Raw genomic sequence first — 21,803 nt, 5'->3', positions numbered from 1 at the left:
CCCCGTGGTCCGAGGGAGGCTAATTTCTGATGAATCGGGGGTGCATCATGTTCTCGGGGGAGAGAATCTCGTCCAGCTTCTCCTTGGTGAGCACCTTGTGCTCCAGAACAAGGTCGTAGACGGACTTGCCGGTTTCGAGGGCTTCCTTGGCGATGGCGGCGGACTTTTCGTAGCCGATGATGGGGTTCAGCGGCGTGACGATGCCAATGCTCTGCTCCACCATTTCGCGGCAGCGCTCGCGGTTGGCGGTAATGCCGCTGACGCAGCGGTCCTGCAGAATGCGGCAGCCACGGCGGAGCATATCCACGGCCTGGAACAAGGCGTTGGCGATGACCGGCTCCATGACGTTCAGCTCCAACTGGCCGTTTTCGGCGGCCATGGTCACGGTAACGTCCTTGCCGATGACGTCGTAGGCAATCTGGTTGACCACCTCGGGGATAACCGGGTTCACCTTGCCGGGCATGATGGAGGAACCGGGCTGCATCTTGGGCAGGTTGATTTCATTGAGGCCAGTGCGCGGACCGGAGGAGAGCAGGCGCAGGTCACTGCAAATCTTGGAGAGCTTGACGGCAACGCGCTTGAGCACGCCGGAAATCTGCACGTATGCGCCGGTGTCCCACGTGGCTTCCACAAGGTTGGCCGAGGTCTCGAACTCAATGCCCGTCATATTGGCAAGGGCGTCGGTGGCAAGGCGGGCGTAGTCCTCGGGGGCGTTGATGCCGGTGCCGATGGCCGTGGCGCCGAGGTTGATCTCCTTCAGCAGTTCGCGGGCCTCTCGCACGCGGGAGATGTCCTCGCCAAGGGTGGTGGCGTAGGCGGAGAATTCCTGTCCAAGGGTCATGGGCACGGCGTCCTGGAGCTGGGTGCGGCCCATCTTGAGCACGTCGGAGAACTCCGCGCCCTTGTCGGCAAAGCCCTTCTGCAGGTAGGCCATGGCCTCCATCAGCGTGGACAGCTTGTTGTACAGCGCAAGGCGGAACGCCGTGGGGTAGGCGTCGTTGGTGGACTGGGAGCAGTTGACGTGGTTGTTGGGGTGGCAGTGCTCGTATTCGCCCTTCTTGTAGCCCATCAGCTCCAGCGCGCGGTTGGCGATGACTTCGTTGGCGTTCATGTTGGTGGAGGTGCCTGCGCCGCCCTGAATGGTGTCCACGGGGAACTGGTCGCGCAGCTTGCCGCCGATGATTTCGTCACATGCGGCGCAGATGGCCTTGCCCACGTCCGCGGGGATGACGCCCAGCTCCATATTGGCCTTGGCCGCGGCCTTCTTCACATAGGCCAGCCCTTCGATAAGTTCGGGCACGTCGCCGATGTGGCGGCCGGTGATGAAGAAGTTCTCCACGGCGCGCAGGGTCTGGACGCCATAATAGGTGTTCGCGGGGATTTCCTTTTCACCGAGAAAATCATGCTCAATGCGGGACTTCATGTGTACAACCTCATGTTTTGTATGCTGAAAAAATGTGCAGCGGGCGGGACGTATCGGCCTTCGCATCCGCTTGCTCTTTTAAGAACAAATACGGTGCCAAAAGGTGTAAATTGCTTTACTCCTCTGAAATAGCAGGAGAATTTAAGCGGATCGGGAGGCGGCCGACCGGCCCGAAGCCCCATGCAAAAAGTTATGGCGCGGGCTGGGGCGTGCTGGACTGGCCCAAGGCAGGGCGCGGCGTGCGCGGGGGTATATGCCCTTGGTTATGGCATAACCAAAGTTATTCCCCTTTCTATGCTAGGAATTGTCACATGTTGCCGGGGGCTTGGCGTAGCAGAAAAAACGGCCCGGAGCGCAGAGCGCTCCGGGCCGTTTGGCGTGTGGAGGGGGGGGCGGCCGCTAGGAGCGGAGCTGCTTGAGGCGCTTACTCAGCGCGGGCTGGGAGATGCCAAGCATGCGCGCGGCCAGCGTCTGGTTGCCATCGGCGCGTTCCACCGCTTCCTCTATGAGCATGGCGGTGCACTCCGTGATGGTGGGCAGATGCTCCAGCGCCGCAAAGGGGCGCGAGGAACCCGCCACGGTCTGCGCATCCGGCGCGGGGGTATTTTCCCGCTCCATGGCCCTCAGAAAGCTGTGCATGGACAGTACCTTGGCCTTGTGGGTGCTGACGGCGTCGTACACCATGCCGCGCAGCTCGCGGATATTGCCGGGGAAGGAATAGTTGGCCAGATGCAGGGGCAGTTCCTTGGGGATGGCGGGCTTTTTCTTGCCGAATTCCTCGGCGGCCTCCTCCAGAAAACGGTCCAGCAGGGCGGGGATGTCCTTGGGGCGCTTGCGCAGGGGCGGCACGTCCACGTGGTGGGTGCACAGGCGGTAGTAGAGGTCCTTGCGGAAGGTGCCGTCCTGCACCTTCTGTTGCAGGTCCTGATGCGTGGCCACGATGACGCGGGCCTGCATGAGCTTGGGCCTGTCGCTGCCAAGGGGGTAGAACTCGTTTTCCTGCAACACGCGCAGCAGCTTTACCTGCGACTGCAGGCTCAGGTCGCCGATTTCGTCAAGGAAGAGGCTGCCGCCGCGCGCCTGCTCAATCATGCCCGGTCGGGTTGTCCCCGCGCCGGTAAAGGCGCCGCGGGTGTGCCCAAAGAGCGTATCCGCAAAGCTGGTGTCGTCCAGCCCTGCGACATTCACGCTCACCAGCGGGCCTTTGCGCTCGCTCAGGGTGTGGATGGCCTGTGCCACCAGCTCCTTGCCCGAGCCGGATTCGCCCGTCACCAACACGGGCTGGGTGCTGGGGGCTACGGATTCAATGTACTTGAACACGGCCAGCATGCAGGGCGACACGGTAACGATGTGCGCAAAGGCCTCGGGGTTTTGCAGCTCGCCGGTGAGGATGCGTTTTCGCATGCCGCTGTTGACGGTGTAGAGCTCCTGCGTGCGGATGGCGCGCAGCACGCCCTTGGTCATGTGCTCCTGCGCGTCGGTTTTGACGAAGTAGTCAAAGGCCCCTTGCTTGATGCAGCGCACGGCGGTTTCAAGCTGGTTCATGCCGCTGATGATGATGACCTGAATGTGCGGGTACTGCTCGGTAATGGCGTCCAGGAGCTGCTCGCCACTGATGCCGGGCATGGTGAGGTCGAGGAGTACAAGGCCCACCTGCTCGCGCGAGAGGATGTCCATCACCTGCGTGCTGTCGTCGCAGGCGAGGACGTTGTTGATGCCCGCCGTGCGCTCAAGGGTGAGGCTGAGGCTCCTGAGCCACGCGGGTTCGTCGTCCACGAGCAGAACCTTGAAGGACGGATAGATGGTTTCCGTGGCGGGAATCATGAGGTGTATCTCCTTGCGAGTTGGGCTTCGTTTTCCGCTGCGGCGGGGATGGAGAGGGTGACCGTGGTGCCCTGACCGGGCGTGGACTCAAAGTCCAGCGCGCCGAAGTGCTCCTTAACGATGCCTGCGGAGACGGACAGGCCAAGGCCTGTGCCGCCGGACTCGCGCTTGGTGGTGAAGAAGGGATCGGTGATGTTGTCCAGATGCTCCTGCGGGATGCCGACGCCCTCGTCCTGCACGCGCAGGATGACGGCGTTGGCGGTGGAGTCGTATCCGGTGGTGATGGTGATGCCGTGGTCCTTGCCGGGCAGCGCCTGACAGGCGTTGAGCACAAGGTTGATGATGACTTGCTGAATGCGCCGCGAACTGCCGGTAATGGTGGGCAGGTCCGGCGCAAGGCTCACGGTGACGGCGTTGGACGACTTTTTCATGGCATTGCGCACCAGCCGCAGGGACGCCTTGACCAGATGGTTGAAGTCCAGCGGCTCCATCTCGTACCGCTCGCCCTTGCGGGAGTAGTCCTTAAGGTCACGCACAATGTTTTTGATGCGGTTTGCGCCGTCGAGCATATCACTGATCATTTGCGGCACTTCGTCGCGCATGCGGGAGTAGGGCAGGCCGCCCATGAGAAAGTCGCCGTGCTCGTCGTAGTAGTGGTCCAGCACCTCGGCGGCGTCCTCGTAGGTGTCGGCAAGGACGGGCAGGTTCATGAGCATCATGCCGTTGGGGTTGTTGATTTCGTGCGCCACGCCCGAGGCCATAACGCCAAGGGTGGCCATGCGGTCCGAGTGGATGATGACTTTTTGCTTGCGCTCCAGCTCGCGCTTGGCCTCAAGGTTTTTGCGGGCTTCCTCGCGCAGTTCGTTGGTGCGCTCCTCCACCTTGTGGCGGAGCATATGCGTCCAGAGCAGGCTCCCCATAAGGATGAGCAGCAGCGGCCCCAAAATCCACGCGCCGTAGCACATCACCGTGCGCCACGACAGCGCGTCCGGGCTGGGGACGGAAAGCCATTTGTTGCACAGCTCGCGGTAGGTGCCGTCCTTTTTGAGGGTTGCCAGCCCGGCGTTGATGGTTGCCAGCAGGTGCGCCTTGTCCGGGCGCGTGGCGTAGCAGTAGTGCTGCAGGGAAAAGGGCGTGCCGATGGGGAAGATATTGTCCAGATCGTTGCTATGCACCATGTAGCGCCCCGCCGTTTGGGAGACGAGGGCAAAGTCCCCGTGCCCGGCCGCCAGCTTTCGCAGGGCGTTTTCGTGGTTGTAGGCGGGGATGATGCGGATGCGCGGATAGTTTTGGGTGAGGGTGTCGTACATGGCGCCGCCTTCTTCCACGATGACTTCGGCGTCCTCCATATCGTCCAACGAGGTGGCAACGGGCGAGTCGTCCCGCGCGAAAATGGAGTACTCCACCGTGGTGTACGGCTCGGAGAACGACAGCGTGCTCTCGCGCGCGGAGGAGTGCGAGATGCCCTGCAGAACGTCGATGTCGCCTTCGGCAAGGGCTTCGCGCATGTTCTTCCACAGCCCGAGGCGGATGGTGATGTTCAGGCCCGTGACCTTGGCGAGGGCGCGGGTGAGGTCCACGTTAAAGCCCGCGGGGTCGCCGGAGTCGTTGAGGAATTCATAGGGCGGGTAGTGCAGGTCGCCGCCAACCACGATGGACTGTGGCGTTTCCCCGGCCTGTGCGGGCGGGGGAACAAGGGCGGAAAAAACAAGCGCCGTCAGGCAGATAAAGGCCGTGACCTTTACGGGAAAATACATAATGTTGCGTATGCGCATGGTGTGTATCGGGTGGCCAAAGGGCCGGTTGTCGTCATGAAAAGTGGTGCGCAGCCGGGCGAACAGCGTGGCGAGAGAGGGGAAGGGGCTGAAGGGCGCGCACCCCGGGGCGCTCCCGGAGGGCACAAAGGTGTCCGACAGGCGACCTCTACAGCGAAGGCGCGGTGTTGACAAGGGGGGGCATGCCGCAGGGCTGGTCCGGGAGTTGACTATTTATTTGAGGCGGCCTAGGGGGACTCTGCCGGCAGTGCGGGCAAGAGTGGCTTGCCCGCTAGACCGGAAAATGGAGATACAAATGTCTATCGATCGGTGGAGTGCGCCCAACGGCTACCGCGACGTGCTTCGCGTTGGTATGCCGCTGGTCGCGAGCATGGCTTCGGCCACCATTACCATGTTCACGGACCGCGTGTTCCTCGGGCACTATTCCCTTGAGGCCCTTGCGGCGTCGATGACCGCAAGCACCATGAATTTTCAGTTCATCGCGTTCTTTTCCGGGCTTGCCACCTATGTGAACGTGTTCATTGCGCAGTACACCGGCGCGCGCCAGCCGCATCAGGTTGGCCCGGCGCTGTGGCAGGGCGTGTGGTTCAGCCTTTTGGCGGCGGTGTGCATGGTGCTCTTGGCCCTGCCAGCGGAGGCGATATTCGCCTTTGGCGGGCACGACCCGGCCGTGCAGGTGCTGGAGGTCGAGTACTACCGCATCCTGTGCTACGCCTCGGGATTCAATATCCTCACCGTCACCCTTGGCGAGTTCTACACCGGACGCGGCCTGACCCGCCCGGTGATGGTTGTGAATATGATTGGTGCGGCGGTGAACATACCGCTGGACTATATGCTCATCAACGGCGTTGGCCCGTTCCCGGAGCTGGGCATCCGCGGCGCGGGCATTGCCACGGGCGTGGCGTGGGCGCTGACGGCGGTCATCTTTGCGCTGATGGTGTTCCGCCGCCGCAACGAGGAGCAGTACGGCGTGCTCTCCGGCTGGCATTGGAATCCGGCCAAGTTCAAGCGCCTGTTGGTCTATGGCCTGCCAAGCGGCTGTGAGTTCTTCTTTGACGTGTTCGCGTTCGCCTTTTTCATCCTGCTGGTGGGCCGCCTTGGCAACGTGCAACTGGCGGCGACGAATATGGTCCTGAGTGTGAACCACTTTAGCTTTATGCCCATGGTGGGCCTGCACATTGCCGCGCAGACGCTGGTGGGGCAGGCCATTGGCGCAGGGCGGCCTGACGACGCCGCCGAGGCCACGCGCAGCGTCCTGCACCTGAACGTTGGCTGGGCGCTGGTGATGATGTCCATCTACCTGCTGTTCCCGGACGCCTTGTCCGCCATGTTCCGCCCAACCAGCTTTACGCCCGAACAGTACGCCCCCGTGCGTGAGGCCGGGCGCATTTTGCTCGTTATCGTGGCGGTGTACACGCTGTTTGACGCGGTGGTGTTCTCGTACTTTGGCGCGCTCAAGGGCGCGGGCGACATCCGCTACACCCTGAAGGTGATGTCGCTGTCGTCGGTGTTCATCATGGCCCTTGGCACGTATCTCATCCTGGAGGTGTTCCATCTGGGGCTGTACGCCGCGTGGGGCGCGATGCTGGCGCATATCGGCACGCTGATGTTCTTCTCGTGGCGGCGCTTCCGTCAGGGGCAATGGCGCAGTATGAGCGTTATCCGCTAGGCGGGCGCTTAAAGAGGTTGTAGAAACGCGCGGGGCGGCTTTGGCTGCTCCGCGTTTTTTATGGGCGCTGGCTGGGCGAAGCGCGCTCCGGCGGGGCCGCAGAGGGGGCTTCTCCTGCAATATCCGGTGGCTGCGCTGTTTCCCACTGTTCCACTTGCCATACGCGCCATGATGGTTAGACTCTCGGTTTCGGGCTGAGGCCTCGGCCAGCCGCTTTGGTGCGGAGAATTCACTACACCGGGAAGAAAGCAAGGTGTTTGATGCAGAACAACAACTGCGTACATATAGAAGGCGCACGCCAACATAACCTCAAGGACCTGACGCTGGATATTCCGCGCAACGAACTTGTGGTGGTGTGCGGCCCCAGTGGTTCGGGCAAGTCCACCCTGTCCTTTGACATTGTCTATGCCGAAGGGCAGCGGCGGTATGTGGAGTCCCTGTCCGCCTACGCGCGGCAGTTTCTGCCGCAGATGGACAAACCCGACGTGGACAAGATTGAGGGGCTGACCCCCGCCATTTCGCTGGAACAGCAGACCACCTCGCGCAATCCGCGCTCCACCGTGGGCACGGTGACCGAGGTGTATGACTTTTTGCGTGTGTTCTTTGCGCGCCTTGGCACCATGTACTGCCCCAAGTGCGGGCGGCCCATTCAGGCCCAGACCACGGACGAAATCGTGGAGAACATCGCGGGCCTGCCGGAGCGGACGAAGTTCCTCCTCCTGGCCCCCCTTGCCGAGCAGAAAAAGGGCACGCATCAGGACCTGTTCAAAAAACTGCGCAGCGAGGGCTTTGTGCGCGTGCGCGTCAACGGCGAGGTGACCGGCCTCGACCCCATGCCCGAGCTGGACAAGAAGAAAAAGCACACCATCGAACTGGTGGTGGACCGCCTTGTGGCCAAGCCGGACATGCGCAAGCGTTTGGCGGACTCCGTGGAACTGGCCCTCAAGTACGGCGAGGGACGGCTGACCGTGGGCATTGTCGGCGGCGAGCGTGATGGCGAGGACGTGCTGTATTCCTCCGAGGCCGTGTGCCCGGAGTGCCGCATCAGTCTGCCGCCGCTGTCGCCACAACTGTTCTCCTTCAACAGCCCGCAGGGCGCGTGCCCCAAGTGTTCCGGCATTGGCAGTGTGGACTACTTTGAGCCGAACCTTTTGGCCCCGAACAAGGGCCTGTCCCTCTCCACAGGGGCGGTTATTCCATGGAAGAACCCCCGTGTGTTCTCCCGCTATAGCGACGCACTGAAAACGCTGGGCAAGGCCTATGGCTTTACGCTGGATACGCCGCTGGCCGAATTTTCGCAGGAGGCCATGGACGCGCTGTTCCACGGCGCGCCGGAGACCGACTGGCCCGGCGTGCTGACGCATATGGAAACAGGCATGCAGTTCGGGCACATTTGGCGCGACGAGCTGTCCCGCTTCCGCCAGAGTCGCCCTTGCCCTGCCTGCAACGGCGCCCGTCTGCGTCCGGAATCCCTTGCGGCGCGGGTGGCTGACCTGAACATTTTTCAGTTCACCAGCCTCTCCATCCGCAAGGCCCTCGCGTGGCTGGAAGGCCTGCGCTTTGACGGGCATTTGGACATGATTGCCGGGCCGCTCCTTAAGGAGCTGACCCACAGGCTGTCCTTTCTCGTCAACGTGGGCTTGGACTACCTGAGCCTTGGCCGCAACATGGCGACATTGTCCGGCGGCGAGGCCCAGCGCATCCGTCTTGCGGGTCAGCTTGGGTCCGGTCTTGTGGGCGTGACCTATGTGCTGGACGAGCCGAGCATCGGCCTGCATCCGCGCGACAACGACCGCCTGCTGGAGACCCTGCGCAGCCTGCAGGGGCGCGGGAATACTGTGCTGGTTGTGGAGCACGATGAAGCCACCATCCGCAACGCCGACCACATTGTGGAGCTTGGCCCCGGTTCGGGCTGGCTTGGCGGCGAGATTGTCTATCAGGGCAATGTGGCGGGCCTGATGAAGTGCAAGAAAAGCCTGACGGGCCAGTATCTGCGCGGCGACCTGATTATCGAACAGCCGGAGCACCGGCGCGAGCCGCGTGGCCACGTGACCATGAAGGGCGTGACCACCAACAACCTGCAGGGCCTTGATGTGGCTATCCCCATGGGCTGCCTGAGTGTGGTCACGGGCGTGTCCGGTTCCGGCAAAAGCTCGCTGGTGGTGGACTCGCTGTACAAGCATCTGGCCTTGGCGCGTGGCATCAAGGTGGACGAACCCGGCCAGTTGGCGGGCATTGAGGGCATGGAGGACATTGAGCGCATCATCTCCATTGACCAGACGCCCATCGGCCGCACGCCGCGGTCCAACCCGGCGACATACACCAAGATATTCGACGAGATCCGCAAAATCTTCGCCCAGACGCAGGAGGCGCGCGCCAGAGGCTACCAGCCCGGCCGCTTCAGCTTCAACGTGAAGGGCGGACGCTGCGAAGCCTGCCGCGGCGATGGTTTCCTGCGCGTGGAGATGCACTTTTTGCCCGACGTGTTCGTGAAGTGCGACGTCTGCGGCGGCAAGCGCTACAACCGCGAGACGCTGGACGTGACCTACAAGGGCAAGAACATCCACGAAGTGCTGGATATGACCGTGCGGCAGGCCGCCAAGTTCTTTGAGAACTATCCGACCCTCAAGCGGCGTCTTGCCATCCTTGAGGACGTTGGGCTGGAGTACTTGCGCCTTGGGCAGCCCGCCACCACGCTGTCCGGCGGCGAGGCCCAGCGCATCAAAATATCGCGCGAGCTTGGCAAGCGCAGCCTGCCGGGGACGCTGTATATCCTTGACGAGCCGACCACCGGCCTGCATATGCACGAGGTGGGCAAGCTCATCAAGGTGCTGCATCGGTTGGTGGATAAGGGCGCGTCCGTTGTGGTCATTGAGCACAATACCGACGTGGTGCGCGCGGCGGACTGGGTTATTGACCTTGGCCCCGGCGGCGGCGAAAACGGCGGCCGCATCGTGGCGCAGGGCACCCCGGAGGACATCATCGCCAATCCGAACTCCGTCACGGGCAAGTTCATCGCCCGCTAGGTGGCATTGTTTCCGTGAAGGCCCCTGTCCGGCACTGCCGGGCGGGGGCCTTTTCGTTGTGCGGCGGGCAGACGTGCGCTTGTCGCCTTGCATCTTTGACGATTTTGTATCACACAGCTTACGCAACGTTTCGATGAATCTCATACCGCCCTGCACAGGCCGCACTTTGATGCGCGGTGGGGGCGTGCTAGGGTTGGCTCCATCATGCAGCAGAACAGACACGGCGGAAATATATGGGAACTGGCCCGCAGGGCCGGATGCGCCCCGGAGGACATCACGGACTTTTCGGCCAATATCAATCCCCTTGGCCCGCCGTGGTGGTTCCGTGCGGAGGTGAGTGCGCGCCTGTCCGGACTGGCGCATTACCCCGAGCCACATTGCGACAGCCTGTGCGCCGCCGCGGCGCAGCGCTTTGGCATCACGCCGGATGAGGTGCTGGCCGGCAACGGTTCCACCGAGGTGCTCCACGCCGTGCTGGCTGCCCTGCGTCCGCCCCGCGCCATTATACCGGTCCCGGCCTACAGCGACTACCGCCACGCCTGCGAGGTGGCGGACATTCCGGTGACCACCATCGCACTGAAGCAGGGGGCGGGCTTTATGCCGGATGTGCAGGCCATCGCCGCCGCGCTGGTTGATGCCCCGGAGGGCACGGCCGTCTTCATCGGCCAGCCCAACAATCCCACCGGCCGCACCATGGCCCCGCAGGCCCTGCGCGATATGGCGGGGGAGCATCCCTCGGCGCTGTTTATCGTGGATGAAGCCTTTGCGGATTTTGTGCCCGAGCTGGACAGGCTGGCCGCATCGCGCCCGCAGAATGTGGTGGTTCTGCATTCGCTTACCAAATTTTACGCCATCCCCGGCTTGCGGCTGGGGCTTGGCTACGCCGCGCCGGATGTGGCGGCGCGCATCCGGCGGCGCATTCCCAACTGGTCGGTGAATGGTCTTGCGCAGGCTGTGGGCCTGCGCGCCCTTGCCGATGAGGACTACGCCCGGCGCACCGTGGAGCAGACCGCCGCCCTGCGCACGGAGCTTTTTGAGGCGTTGTGCGAGCTGGACGGCCTGAGCGTGCTGTCCGGCGAGGCGAACTTTTTGCTCTGCCGGGTGGACGCGCCCGGATGCGACGCGCAGGCCGTTGCGGAGCGCTGCATTGCCGAGCGTGTGGCCATCCGCGTGTGCCACAATTTTGAGGCACTGGACGAGTGCTGGCTGCGTGTGGCGGTGCGGACCCGCAAGGAGAATGCGCAACTGGTGGCGGCCCTGACCCGCGCGCTGCCCCGTGCGGTTGACGCGGCCACGGCCCCGCGCATCATTCTGCCGCGCAAGACGCCCGCCATCATGATGCAGGGCACCTCGTCCAATGCGGGCAAAAGCGTCTTGGCCGCAGCACTGTGCCGCGTGCTGCTGCAGGACGGCTACGACGTTGCGCCCTACAAGGCGCAGAACATGTCGCTGAATTCCTATGTCACCCGCGAAGGCGGCGAGATGGGCCGCGCGCAGGTGACGCAGGCGCAGGCCTGCCGTCTGGACCCGGACGTGCGCATGAATCCGGTGCTGCTCAAACCGTCCAGCGATACCGGCTCGCAGGTTATTGTGTGCGGCTCTCCAGTGGGCAACATGGACATCACCAAGTACATGCACTATAAGCGCGAGGCCGCGGCCCGCGCCCGTGATGCGTACGATTCCCTCTCCAGTGAGCATGAGGTCATGGTGCTGGAAGGTGCGGGAAGCCCTGCGGAGATCAACCTCAAGCGGCACGACATGGTCAACATGGCCATGGCCCGGTACGCCGAAGCGCGCGTGCTGCTGGTGGGCGACATCGACCGTGGCGGCGTGTTCGCCTCCTTTGTCGGCACCATGGAGCTGCTGGAGGAGTGGGAACGCGATCTTGTGGCGGGCTACGTCATCAATATGTTCCGGGGCGACGCCTCGCTTTTGCGTGACGCCCTCGACTACACCACGGCGCGCACGGGCAAGCCGTTTTATGGCGTGGTGCCGTATCTGGCCGGGCACGGCCTGCCGGAGGAGGATTCCGTCTCCTTCAAGAGCGGCGTGCTCCACGGCGCGCGCACGCAGGAGCAGGTGGTGGACATCGCCTGCATTGACCTGCCGCATATTTCAAACTTTACGGATATGGACGCCCTTGGCGTGGAGCCGGACGTGCACATGCGCGTGGTGCGCCGCCCTGCGGACCTTGGCCGCCCGGACGCGGTGATTCTGCCCGGCAGCAAGAACGTGGTTGCGGACAGCCACTGGCTGGACCAGAGCGGCCTTGCCGAAGCCATCACCGCCTTGGCCCGTGAGGGGAAAACGGAAATTATAGGCATTTGCGGCGGCTTCCAGATGCTGGGCGCGGGCATCAGCGACCCCCACGGCATCGAGTCCGCCGGGGAGACGTTGCAGGGCCTTGGCCTGCTTCCCATCCGCACCGAACTGGCGGCGGAGAAGACGCTGACCGCCACGGGCGCGCAGCATTTGCCGACGGGCGAGGCGTTGACGGGCTATGAAATTCACCATGGCAGAACCGTCCTTGAGGGCGACGCCGCCAGCGCCTGCGTAACGCGTGATGATGGCGAGGCCATTGGCTTTGCCGCGCGCAGTGGGCGCGTGTGGGGCAGCTATCTGCACGGCGTGTTTGACGCGGACGCCTTCCGCCGCCGCTTTGTGGATGACCTGCGCCAGCGCGGCGGGCATGCGCCACTGGGCAAAGTGGTGGCCGCGTACGACATAGAGCCTGCCCTGGACCGGCTGGCCGACGCAGTGCGGGCCAGTGTGGACATGAAGGCGCTTTACAAAAACGCAGGCCTCACGTAGCGCACCCGGACCTGTGCGCAGACGGTGGTAGACATGCCCCAACGCACCTTGTAGTGTCCCCTTCAGCATGCATCGAGAAGATTCCAACGGCGGACCTGTCGGCACACACGGCATGTCCGCCGATTCCGTATGACTATGAGGGACTTGGCAGGGGCTTTTGTGCCCGCAACGCGTTGTGGACGCCTGCCGTTTTCCGTATGTAAAAATTTTCACGTTCTGCAAATTGGACCGTGTGATGCAATTTACTACGCGCCGCAGTTGCGCTGTAGTGACGTTTGGAAAAAAGCATTGATTTCGCAAACGCGATGTACTAGAGAGTCCACCAGCTTCATATTGGAGGAAAAAATGGACGAATACTTGAAAGAAGCCCTTGAGATAGTGAAGGCGCAGGCTAGCGTCAGGAATATGACTGAGGAAGAGATTCTCTCTATGGTAGACAAGCTCGCCAAGGGAATCGCCAACATCCATCACGCAGCCGAAGAAGGCGAAGCTGACAAGCCCGCCATCGACCCCAAAAAGGCTATCCGTGAGAAGTCTATTGTCTGCTTGGAATGCGGCAAGAGCTTCAAGGTGCTGACCAAGCGCCACCTTGCCACCCACGGCCTGACTCCTGTGGAATACAAGGAGAAGTACGGCTACACCAAGAAGACGTCTCTCGTCTGCAAGAGCCTCGCCCGCGAGCGCCGCAAGAAGATGGCCGACATGCGCCTTTGGGAGCGCCGCGGTCAGAGCAAGACTCAGGAATAGTCGCCTTTTCGCTTCACGCGACTGTTTTTTGACGATTAAAGCCCGGCTTTTGCCGGGCTTTTCTTGTGTGTGCCGCCGCGGTCTTTTCTCCATCCGGAATACGGAGTAGAGCTTTCCTTATGCCAGAGCATCCTGTCTTCTCTTTTGAATCCGTGACTTTTACGCACCCCGGCAACGGGCCGTGTCTGTCCGGTGCGTCGCTGGATATTCCGCGCGGCGCATTTGTGCTGGTGGGCGGGCCGTCGGGGTCGGGCAAGTCCACCATGCTGCGGCTGATGAACCGCCTGCTGGAGCCGGAAGCCGGGCGCATCCTCTACCGCGGCAAGCCGCTGGACAGCTACGCGCCCCCGCGCCTTCGGCGCGAGGTGGCAACCGTTGGGCAGGTGCCCGCCCTTGTGCCCGGCACCGTGCGCGAGAATCTGCTGCTGCCGTTTTCCTTCAAGGTAAACACCGAGCTGTATCCCCCGCGAGACGAGGAGCTTGAGGGCTGGCTGTCGCGCATGCTCCTTGACGGGGTGCGGCTTGAGGCCAAGGTCTCGGGCCTGTCCGTCGGGCAGCGCCAGCGCTTGTGCCTTATCCGCACCATGCTCCTTGGCCCACGCGTTATCCTTATGGATGAACCCACAAGCGCCCTCGACCCCGAAAGCCGCGAGGTGGTGGAGCGCACTGCTGAGGACCTGTGCGCCGACGGGCGGGTGACGGTCATTATGGTCACGCACCTTGATGTGGCCCCCACGCGGATTTCGCCCATGCGGCTGTATTTGAAGGACGGCCAACTGGAGGTGCGGCCATGACGCTGGAACATTTGCTTGGCATTGGTGAAACAGCCGTGTCCGGCGGCAACAATCCCATTGTTATCGGGCCGGAGCAGTTGGTGCTGGCGCTGGGTTTTGTGCTGGTGGCGGGGGTGATTTCCCTTGTGTTTCAGCTAGGGCTGACGCGGAGCCTTCTGCTTGGCACGCTGCGCACCTGCGTACAGTTGTTTGCCATGGGCTACGCCCTGCAATTTATCTTTGCCATCAAGATGAGCCTGCCCATTTTGGCGGTGTTTTGCGTGATGGTTGCGGCGGCGGCGCATATTGTGCGCGGGCGGGTGCCCGAGCGCGACGTGTCCTTTGGTCTGCCCGTCTTTGTGACCATGATCCTCAGCTACATGCTGGTGGGCATTACTGTGACGGGCGTGGTTATCGGCGCGAAACCGTGGTGGGAGCCGCAGTATTTCCTGCCCATTGGCGGCATGATTGCGGGCAACTCCATGAACGCGCTGGCCATTGCGCTGGAGCGGCTGTTCACCGGCCTGCGCAAAAGCCGCACGGAAATTGAGATGAAGCTGTCCCTTGGCGCGGACTACCGCGAGGCCAGCGACGCCATTACCAAGGAGGCCATCCGCGCGGGCATGATTCCGTCCATCAACTCCATGATGGCTGTGGGGCTGGTGTCCATTCCCGGCATGATGACCGGTCAGGTGCTGGCGGGTGCGGACCCGGCGTTGGCCTGCCGCTATCAGATTGTGGTGATGCTGATGCTGGTGGCGTCCACGGCGCTGTCATCCTTTGCGGTGGTGTCCATTGTGCGGCGCATGTGCTTTGGCCGCGCGCATCAGCTCCTTTTGCGTCCGGAAAACGACTAGGCCCCAAGCGGGGCGCAGAGCACGCAATGAAGCGGAGTCTGGCCATGTGGCCAGGCTCCGTTTTTTGTTTGCGCTAGCGGCACTGCTTGGCGTTTTTGTCGTCGTAGAGGCGGCTGTCCGCGCGCTTGAGCAGGCTGTTTGGGCCAGTGACGCCGCGCTCGTGCGCCTCGGCAATGCCGAAGCTGAAGCGGACCTGCAAATCGTACTGCGGGGTGGTTGTGCGCTCAAAAAAGGCCGTAGCGCGCTGCATAAGGCGCAGGGCCTGTGCGGCGGTGGTCTCGGGCAGGATGACCACAAACTCGTCCCCCGCGTAGCGGGAGCAGATGTCCGTGGCGCGGGTAAGGGTTTTGAGGGAGGTGGCAAAGAAGTGCAGCAGGCAGTCTCCGGCGTCGTGCCCCAGCGTGTCGTTGACGGTCTTAAAGTCGTCAAGGTCGATGAAGGCGAGGGACAGGGGGCTGTCGTAGCGCGTGGCGCGGGCGAATTCCTGCCGCAGTTTGTCTTCCATGGCGCGGCGGTTGAGGAGGGTGGTCAGCGGGTCGCTGGTGGCCAGCAGGCGCAGGCGCTCATGCGCGGTCACGTTGGAGAGGCACAGCGACACTTTGATGGCCAACTGGGAGAGCAGTCCCGTGTCCTTGTGCGGGGTAAAGCGCGTGGGGCTGACGTCGGCCTGATTCAGGCTGCCGATGACGCAGCCGTCCAGCGTGATGGGCGCCACGGCAACGGAGCCGATGCCCTCGGGGCGCGGCTCGGGATACAGGGCGGTAAAGGGCGCAAGGCCTTGATTGACAAGCACCGGGCGCATGCCCCCGCGGGTGATGTTCAGGAAGCTGTCGCGGTCGATGGTGTTCAGGTGCCCGGCAAGGTCCTCGGCGCTGGTCAGGTCCTGCACAAGGGCTGCGGCGTCGCTGTCCTCGATGAGGGAAATCCAGACATAGGGCACGTTGCACCTGTCGCGCATGAGGGTGACAAGGCGCGCGAAAAGCGATGAGTAGTCGAGGATGGTGAGGATTTCGCTCTCAATCTCAAAGAACCGGCGTTGGATTTCTTGGTTCTTTTCAAGGATGGCGTACAGTTGGCTGTTTTTCATGGGTGCTTGGGGCTGTGGTGTCTGGCGCGACCATACTGAAAAGGCCGGGAAAGGAAAAGCGGCACCGACTGTGTCGGTGCCGCCGCGTATGGTTTTGGCCTTGGGGTGGGCTGAATTAGCAGCTACACTCCATGTCGCGCTGGCGGATTTCCGCGCGCTTGATTTTGCCGGAGATGGTCTTGGGCAGCTCGTCCACGAACTCGATGACGCGGGGGTACTTGTATGGGGCGGTGACTCGCTTGACGTGCTGCTGTAGCTCGCGCACCAGCTCCTGCGTGCCTTCAGTATCGTTTGCCAGAACGATGGTGGCTTTTACGGCCTGCCCGCGTACGGGGTCGGGCACGCCGGTGACGGCGGCCTCCACCACGGCGGGGTGGGATACAAGGGCGCTTTCCACCTCAAACGGCCCGATGCGGTAGCCCGAGCTTTTGATGAGGTCGTCCACGCGGCCGAGGAACCAGAAGTAGCCGTCCTCGTCCATCCATGCCTTGTCGCCGGTGTGGTAGTAGCCGTCGCATTTGACGGCGGCGGTCTTGTCCGGCTCGTTCACGTATTCATTGAACAGGCCTACTACGGGATTGTCCGGGTCCAGTCGCACGCAGATTTCGCCTTCCTCACCCGGAGAGCACAGGGCGCCGTCCACGCCCTTGAGCACGATGTCCCAGCCCGGGACGGGCTTGCCGATGGAGCCGGGCTTGGGCGTCATGAACGAGAAGGTGGCGATTTGCAAGGTGGTTTCGGTTTGGCCGTAGCCCTCGCGGATTTCGAGGCCGGTTTGCGTTTTCCAGTCTTCAAAGACGCTGGTGTTCAGCAGTTCACCCGCTGTGGTGCAGTAGCGGAGCTTTGAAAGGTCGTAGCGCTCAAGGTCCTGCCGGATGAGGAAGCGGTACACCGTGGGTGGCGCGCAAAAGGACGTCACGCCGCCGCGCGCCATAACGTCCAAAAGGGCGGCGGGGTCGAAGCGGCCACGGAAGTCGTAGACAAACACCGTCGCGCCGGCCATCCACTGGCCGTACATTTTCCCCCACACGGCCTTGCCCCAGCCCGTGTCCGCCACGGTCAGGTGCACGTCGCCAGGCTCAAGGTTGTGCCAGTATGTGCCGGTGACGTAGTGCCCCAGCGCGTAGGTGTGGCGGTGCTCCACCATCTTCGGATTGCCGGTGGTACCGGAGGAGAAGAAGATGAGCAGCGCGTCCTCGCCGCCGGCGGCGTCCGCCGGACGGGGGAAGGTGTCCGCTGCGGTGGCGCAGATGTGGTCGTAGTGCTCCCAGCCGGGTAGGAGCTGGCCGGGGCCGCACTGCACAAGGGTGGTCATGCTGGGGGACTTTGCCGCGGCGGCCTGCACGACCTCGGCTACGGAGTCCTCACAGATGCAGGTGGTGATGCTTGCGGCTTTGGCGCGGTAGACGATGTCCTTTTCCGTCAGCAGGTGCGGGGAGGGGATGGCCACAGCGCCAAGGCGGTGCAGCGCCATCATGCTCACCCAGAATTCAATGCGGCGGTACAGGAGCAGCATCACGCGGTCGCCTTTGCCAACGCCGCGCTGGGCGAGGGCGTCGGCAAGACGCGCGGAGGCCTGCGCCAGCCAGCGGAAGTCATATTCGCGGCGCACGCCGTCGGGGCCAACGTGGATGATGGCCTTGCGGGTGGGGGCCTTGGCGGCGATGTCGTCAAGGACGTCGTAGGCAAAGTTGAATTTTTCGGGAACGCGCAGCGCGAAGGAGGCGCAAAACTCCTTATAGGATTTGGGGGTCAGCTTATCCATGGGTAACTACCTCGGTGGTGAAAAGGGTTGCGGAAGGTTCCGTCTGACGTCGTCTGTGGGGGCGGCGGTTCACCGTGCGCGGTGAAACGCCTAGATAATGACGTCGAGGAACTCCGCATCCGCACCATCGAGGCCGCGCAGGGCGTGGGGTGTCTGGGAATCGAAGTAGAAGCTGTCGCCGGGTTCAAGCACCACGGCGTTCTCCCCCAGGCGGATTTCCAGCCGTCCGGAGAGCATGTAGATGAATTCCTGTCCGGGGTGCTGGGCGCTGTGCATGCTGGCCTCGTCCTTGGCGGGCACGCGCACGCGGAAAGGCTCCATCTTGCGCCCCGTGAACTTGTAGGCAAGGCTTTTGTAGTCGTAGTCCTTGCGCCGTTCTACGGCCAGCCCTTCGTCCTTTTTGACGAGGGAATAGTTGGTGAGGTGGGCGTCGCCGCCCGAGAGCAGAACCGTCAGGTCCACGCCGCAGACCTGAGCCACGTTGAAGAGGAAGCTCACCGGAATCTCAATGGTGCCGGATTCGTACCCGGCCACGGTGGCTTCATCCACGCCGACCTTTGCGGCCAGTTCGCCGACGCTCAGGTCCAGAGCGTCACGCAGGCCGCGCAGGCGAGGCGCGATGTCTTTGTACGCCTCATTGTGCATTTCCATCCCTGTCTTCTCCTGTAGAGGACCGGTCCGGGAAGGACCGTCGATCATGAAACGGGCGCTGCCCCCACGGCATGCGCCCGGTACCATCTGCCCCGGTGGCGGCTACGCCTTGGGCCACATTTCTGCGGCGATGTCGCGCAGCTTGTACTTTTGTATCTTGCCGCTTGCCGTCATGGGGTATTCGTCGAGGAAGGCGATGTAGCGGGGAATCTTGTGCCACGCGATTTTGCCGCGGCAGTGGTCCTGTACATCTTCGGGCTCCATGCTGACGCCATCCTGCAGGATGATGAAGGCACCGACAGCCTCGCCGTATTTCTTGCTGGGAACTCCCGCCACCTGCACGTCCTTAATGCCGTCCATGGTGTAGAGGAATTCCTCAATTTCTCGGGGATAGATGTTTTCGCCGCCGCGGATGATCATGTCCTTCAGGCGGCCGGTGATGGTGACGTAGCCCTCGTCGTCCATGACGCCAAGGTCGCCGGAGTGCAGCCAGCCGTCAAGGTCGATGGTCTTGGCCGTGGCTTCGGGCATGTTGTAATAGCCCTTCATGGTCAGGTAGCCGCGGCAGCAGACCTCGCCCTGTTCGCCGTTGGCGCAAGGCTCGCCGGTTTCGGGGTCCACAATGCGGACCTCCACGCCGGGCATGGCCTTGCCCACCGTTTCGGTGCGGCGCTCAATGGTGTCGTCCATGCGGGTTTGGGTCATCACGGGGCTGGACTCGGTGAGTCCGTAGCAGATGGTGATGTCGCGCATGTACATCTTTTCCATGACCTGCTTCATGATGTGCACCGGGCAGGGCGAACCCGCCATGATGCCCGTGCGCAGGCTGGAAAAGTCGAACTTGCTGAACAGGTCGTGCTGGAGCACGGCAATGAACATGGTGGGCACGCCGTACAGGGCGGTGCACCGCTCCTGCTCAACGCTCTTCATCACCAAGATGGGATCGAATTTTTCAAGGATGACCATGGTCGTGCCATGGGACACCGCCGCCAACACACCCAGCACGCAGCCAAAGCAGTGGAACAGCGGCACGGGCAGACACAGGGTGTCCTTTTCCGTAAAGCCCTGATTCTCGCCAATCCAGAAGCCGTTGGTGGCGATGCTCTGGTGGGTGAGCATGACGCCCTTGGGGAAACCCGTTGTGCCCGAGGTGTACTGCATGTTCACCACGTCTTCGGGGTCCAGGGAGTCTTGCCGCGCGCGGTAGTCCTCGTCGGTGACGGTTTTGCCGACGCCCACGATTTCCGGCACGGAGTACATGCCCCGGTGTTTTTGCGGGCCAAGGTATCCCACGCGCTTCAGAGCCGGGAACTTGGGGCTGTTCAGGCGTCCACGTTCCTGCTCGCGCAGCTCGGGGATGAGGTCGTACATGGTCAGCACGTAGTCGGTGTCATAGTAGCCGTCCATGACGAAGATGTTTTCCGCCTCGGACTGCTGGAGCAGGTACTCCAGCTCGCTGACCTTGTAGCTGGTGTTGACGGTGAGCAGTATGGCCCCGATTTTGGCGGTGGCGAATTGCATGGCCACCCAGTAGGGCACATTGGTGGACCAGATGGCCACCTTTTCCCCGCGCTCAACGCCAAGGGCCATGAGGCCTTTGGCAAGGTCGTCCACCAGTTGGCCGAACTGCCGCCACGTCAGGCGGAAGTCGCGGTCAACGTAGACGACGGCTTCGTTGTCGGGATATTTGGCAATGGTCTCGTCCAGAAGCTGGCCGAGGGTGATGTGGTGCACGATGTCTCGTCCCACGGGAACCTCCTTACACTCTTAGGCTGGAACGTAGACGACGGCGTAAATCTGCGCCGGAGCGTCGCCATGGGCGCCCACATAGTGGGGCACGACAGAATTGTAGTACATGCTGTCTCCGGGGCCGAGGATGCTCTCCTCGTTACCGTAGACGAGGGTCACCTCGCCGGAGACGACCACGATGAACTCTTCCCCCTCGTGGGAGGAGAGTTCCTGCGGCTCTGTCGTTGGTTCCAGTGTAATGAAGAAGGGCTCCATGGAGCGGTCCGCCTTGCCACGGCCCAAATGGTAGTAGGTCATATCCGGGCTGGCCGCGCCGCTGGCGTGGGCAACGGTCTCTTCTTTTCTTTCGGCAAGTCGCACGATGAGCGGGTCGCTGGTGATTTCGTCATCCATGAAGGTGCCAAGCCTTGTGCCCAGTGCGCGGGCAATCTTGACCATAATGCCAAGCGCGGGGTTCACCTCGCCCTCCTCCACGGAGGTGATGAACGCCGCATCCAGCGTGGTCTTTTCGGCCAGTTCCTCTCTGGTCCATCCTTTGCGCTCCCTAAAATTCTTGATGCGCGAACCGATTTTGCCGTTGTCCATGTTCTTCTCCTATGCGCTGTTACTCTGGAAAGACCGTCCCGGTGGGTTCAAACCCCTTCTCACCCGCCCCGGGCGCAGCGGCGCTCTTTGTCCATGCCGCGCGCAGGTCTCCCTCAGGACCGAACACTCTACGGAAAGATGTTTGCGCTGGCAACTGATGAGTTTGAAGGGTTTCAGGGTGATGGAGCCGCCGTGGCGGCGGGCGCGTGGTGCCTCCGGCTGCGGTGGGCATATGTGTGGTGCGGCCCGTGCGTGCCCAAAGTGCGGGCGCAAAGTGAGCGAATGACACGCGCTGGGGGGCGATGCCGGGCCGCAGGTTTCCAGTGCGGCGGGTGGGTGCTAGGATGGTAGCAGCCCCGCGCGGCGAGGCCGCGCCCTGTCCCATGAGCCTGCATGAGGCCGATATGCATGATGAATACGAGTCTATAGCACCCTTGTACGATCCGGTCACCGCTCCGGCCCTGTGGGCCGTGCGCCGCCGCATTGCCGCACTGTTGGCGGGTTTTGGCGCGGCGCGGGTGCTGGACCTGTGCTGCGGGACCGGGCGGCAGTTTTTGACGCTGCCGCCGTGCGTGGCGCGCGCGGTGGGCGTTGATGCCTCGGCGGCCATGCTGGCGGTGGCGCGGCGCGCGTGCCCGCCGTGGGTGCGCCTTCTGCGCGCCGACGCCGCGCACTTGCCGCTGGCGGAGGCCAGTTTTGACGCGGTGCTCATCTCCTTTGCCCTACACGAAAAGCCGCACGAGACGCGCCTTGCCATGCTGGCGGAAGCCCTGCGCGTGGCAGGGTCGCGCGGGCGCGTGCTCATCACGGACTACGCCCTGCCGCAGAGCGTCTCCGCGCGCATGGCCGGGGCTGTGGCCCACGGCGTGGAGCGCCTTGCCGGGGGCGAGCACTACCGCCTGTACAGGGACTACATGGTCCGTGGCGGGACCACGGGCGTCCTGCTTACGGCGGGGCATATGGCGCGGCGGCTGGCGTGGCCGGGGTGGGGCGCCATAGGCGTCTACGAGGTCCGCGCCGGGGCCTGCCCCCAGTTGCGCGCCCAGCGTCTGTAGCCGTAA

15 protein-coding genes are annotated in these 21,803 nt (G+C 63.0%); 7 read left to right on the top strand and 8 right to left on the bottom strand.

The window, feature by feature from the left end; genetic code table 11:
* Nucleotides 1-19: 19 nt before the first annotated feature.
* The 3 genes from aspA to ACI3L3_RS03610 form a co-directional block, all read right to left on the bottom strand.
* The gene (aspA, locus tag ACI3L3_RS03620) at nucleotides 20-1,423 is read right to left on the bottom strand and encodes an aspartate ammonia-lyase (RefSeq protein WP_404843729.1); all 1,404 of its coding nucleotides are present in this window, start codon (nucleotides 1,421-1,423) and stop codon (nucleotides 20-22) included.
* 399 nt (nucleotides 1,424-1,822) lie between these two features.
* Nucleotides 1,823-3,247: a sigma-54-dependent transcriptional regulator gene (locus tag ACI3L3_RS03615; RefSeq protein WP_404843728.1), complete on the bottom strand. Its 1,425-nt coding sequence runs from the start codon at nucleotides 3,245-3,247 to the stop codon at nucleotides 1,823-1,825.
* Entirely contained in the window at nucleotides 3,244-5,022 is a 1,779-nt protein-coding gene (locus ACI3L3_RS03610) for a transporter substrate-binding domain-containing protein (protein WP_404843727.1), read from the bottom strand. Before ACI3L3_RS03610 ends, ACI3L3_RS03615 begins: the two co-directional genes overlap by 4 nt.
* A 295-nt stretch (nucleotides 5,023-5,317) precedes the next feature.
* Here ACI3L3_RS03610 and ACI3L3_RS03605 point away from each other — a divergent pair, with 295 nt between their 5' ends.
* The 6 genes from ACI3L3_RS03605 to ACI3L3_RS03580 all read left to right on the top strand — a co-directional run bounded on the left by ACI3L3_RS03605 (nucleotide 5,318) and on the right by ACI3L3_RS03580 (nucleotide 14,905).
* Nucleotides 5,318-6,691 carry an MATE family efflux transporter gene (locus tag ACI3L3_RS03605; protein ID WP_404843726.1) on the top strand — a complete coding sequence of 458 codons (1,374 nt, stop codon included), beginning with the start codon at nucleotides 5,318-5,320 and terminating at the stop codon, nucleotides 6,689-6,691.
* 260 nt (nucleotides 6,692-6,951) lie between these two features.
* Nucleotides 6,952-9,717 carry an excinuclease ABC subunit UvrA gene (gene uvrA, locus ACI3L3_RS03600; RefSeq protein WP_404843725.1) on the top strand — a complete coding sequence of 922 codons (2,766 nt, stop codon included), beginning with the start codon at nucleotides 6,952-6,954 and terminating at the stop codon, nucleotides 9,715-9,717.
* Nucleotides 9,718-9,921: 204 nt separating this feature from the next.
* Nucleotides 9,922-12,528: a cobyric acid synthase gene (locus ACI3L3_RS03595; RefSeq protein WP_404843724.1), complete on the top strand. Its 2,607-nt coding sequence runs from the start codon at nucleotides 9,922-9,924 to the stop codon at nucleotides 12,526-12,528.
* A gap of 345 nt (nucleotides 12,529-12,873) precedes the next feature.
* Nucleotides 12,874-13,275: a MucR family transcriptional regulator gene (locus tag ACI3L3_RS03590; protein ID WP_404843723.1), complete on the top strand. Its 402-nt coding sequence runs from the start codon at nucleotides 12,874-12,876 to the stop codon at nucleotides 13,273-13,275.
* A 119-nt stretch (nucleotides 13,276-13,394) separates the two neighbouring features.
* Nucleotides 13,395-14,069 carry an ATP-binding cassette domain-containing protein gene (locus ACI3L3_RS03585; RefSeq protein WP_404843722.1) on the top strand — a complete coding sequence of 225 codons (675 nt, stop codon included), beginning with the start codon at nucleotides 13,395-13,397 and terminating at the stop codon, nucleotides 14,067-14,069.
* Nucleotides 14,066-14,905, top strand: a complete 840-nt coding sequence (locus ACI3L3_RS03580; RefSeq protein ID WP_404843721.1) for an ABC transporter permease — start codon at nucleotides 14,066-14,068, stop codon at nucleotides 14,903-14,905. The genes ACI3L3_RS03585 and ACI3L3_RS03580 overlap by 4 nt, the downstream gene beginning before the upstream one ends.
* A gap of 73 nt (nucleotides 14,906-14,978) precedes the next feature.
* Here ACI3L3_RS03580 and ACI3L3_RS03575 read toward each other — a convergent pair whose 3' ends face one another.
* From ACI3L3_RS03575 to ACI3L3_RS03555, 5 genes are all read right to left on the bottom strand, one after another.
* Nucleotides 14,979-15,992, bottom strand: coding sequence for a diguanylate cyclase (locus ACI3L3_RS03575; protein WP_404843720.1), 1,014 nt, complete (start codon nucleotides 15,990-15,992; stop codon nucleotides 14,979-14,981).
* A 115-nt stretch (nucleotides 15,993-16,107) separates the two neighbouring features.
* Nucleotides 16,108-17,757 carry an AMP-binding protein gene (locus tag ACI3L3_RS03570; RefSeq protein ID WP_404843719.1) on the bottom strand — a complete coding sequence of 550 codons (1,650 nt, stop codon included), beginning with the start codon at nucleotides 17,755-17,757 and terminating at the stop codon, nucleotides 16,108-16,110.
* Between the two features lie 90 nt (nucleotides 17,758-17,847).
* The gene (locus ACI3L3_RS03565) at nucleotides 17,848-18,402 is read right to left on the bottom strand and encodes a helix-turn-helix domain-containing protein (RefSeq protein WP_404844114.1); all 555 of its coding nucleotides are present in this window, start codon (nucleotides 18,400-18,402) and stop codon (nucleotides 17,848-17,850) included.
* A 108-nt stretch (nucleotides 18,403-18,510) separates the two neighbouring features.
* A complete protein-coding gene (locus ACI3L3_RS03560) occupies nucleotides 18,511-20,157 on the bottom strand; it encodes an AMP-binding protein (RefSeq protein WP_404843718.1) in 1,647 nt (548 codons plus the stop codon).
* An 18-nt stretch (nucleotides 20,158-20,175) separates the two neighbouring features.
* Nucleotides 20,176-20,742 (bottom strand): helix-turn-helix domain-containing protein, encoded by a 567-nt coding sequence (locus ACI3L3_RS03555; RefSeq protein ID WP_404843717.1) that lies wholly within the window; start codon nucleotides 20,740-20,742, stop codon nucleotides 20,176-20,178.
* A 344-nt stretch (nucleotides 20,743-21,086) separates the two neighbouring features.
* On the opposite strand from ACI3L3_RS03555, the gene ACI3L3_RS03550 reads away from it, so the two are divergent.
* The gene (locus tag ACI3L3_RS03550) at nucleotides 21,087-21,797 is read left to right on the top strand and encodes a class I SAM-dependent methyltransferase (protein WP_404843716.1); all 711 of its coding nucleotides are present in this window, start codon (nucleotides 21,087-21,089) and stop codon (nucleotides 21,795-21,797) included.
* Nucleotides 21,798-21,803 lie beyond the last annotated feature (6 nt).

The organism is Desulfobaculum sp. SPO524, assembly GCF_044987625.1.
Taxonomy (GTDB): Bacteria; Desulfobacterota; Desulfovibrionia; order Desulfovibrionales; family Desulfovibrionaceae; genus Desulfobaculum.
This window is presented reverse-complemented; position numbering and strand designations above follow the sequence as displayed.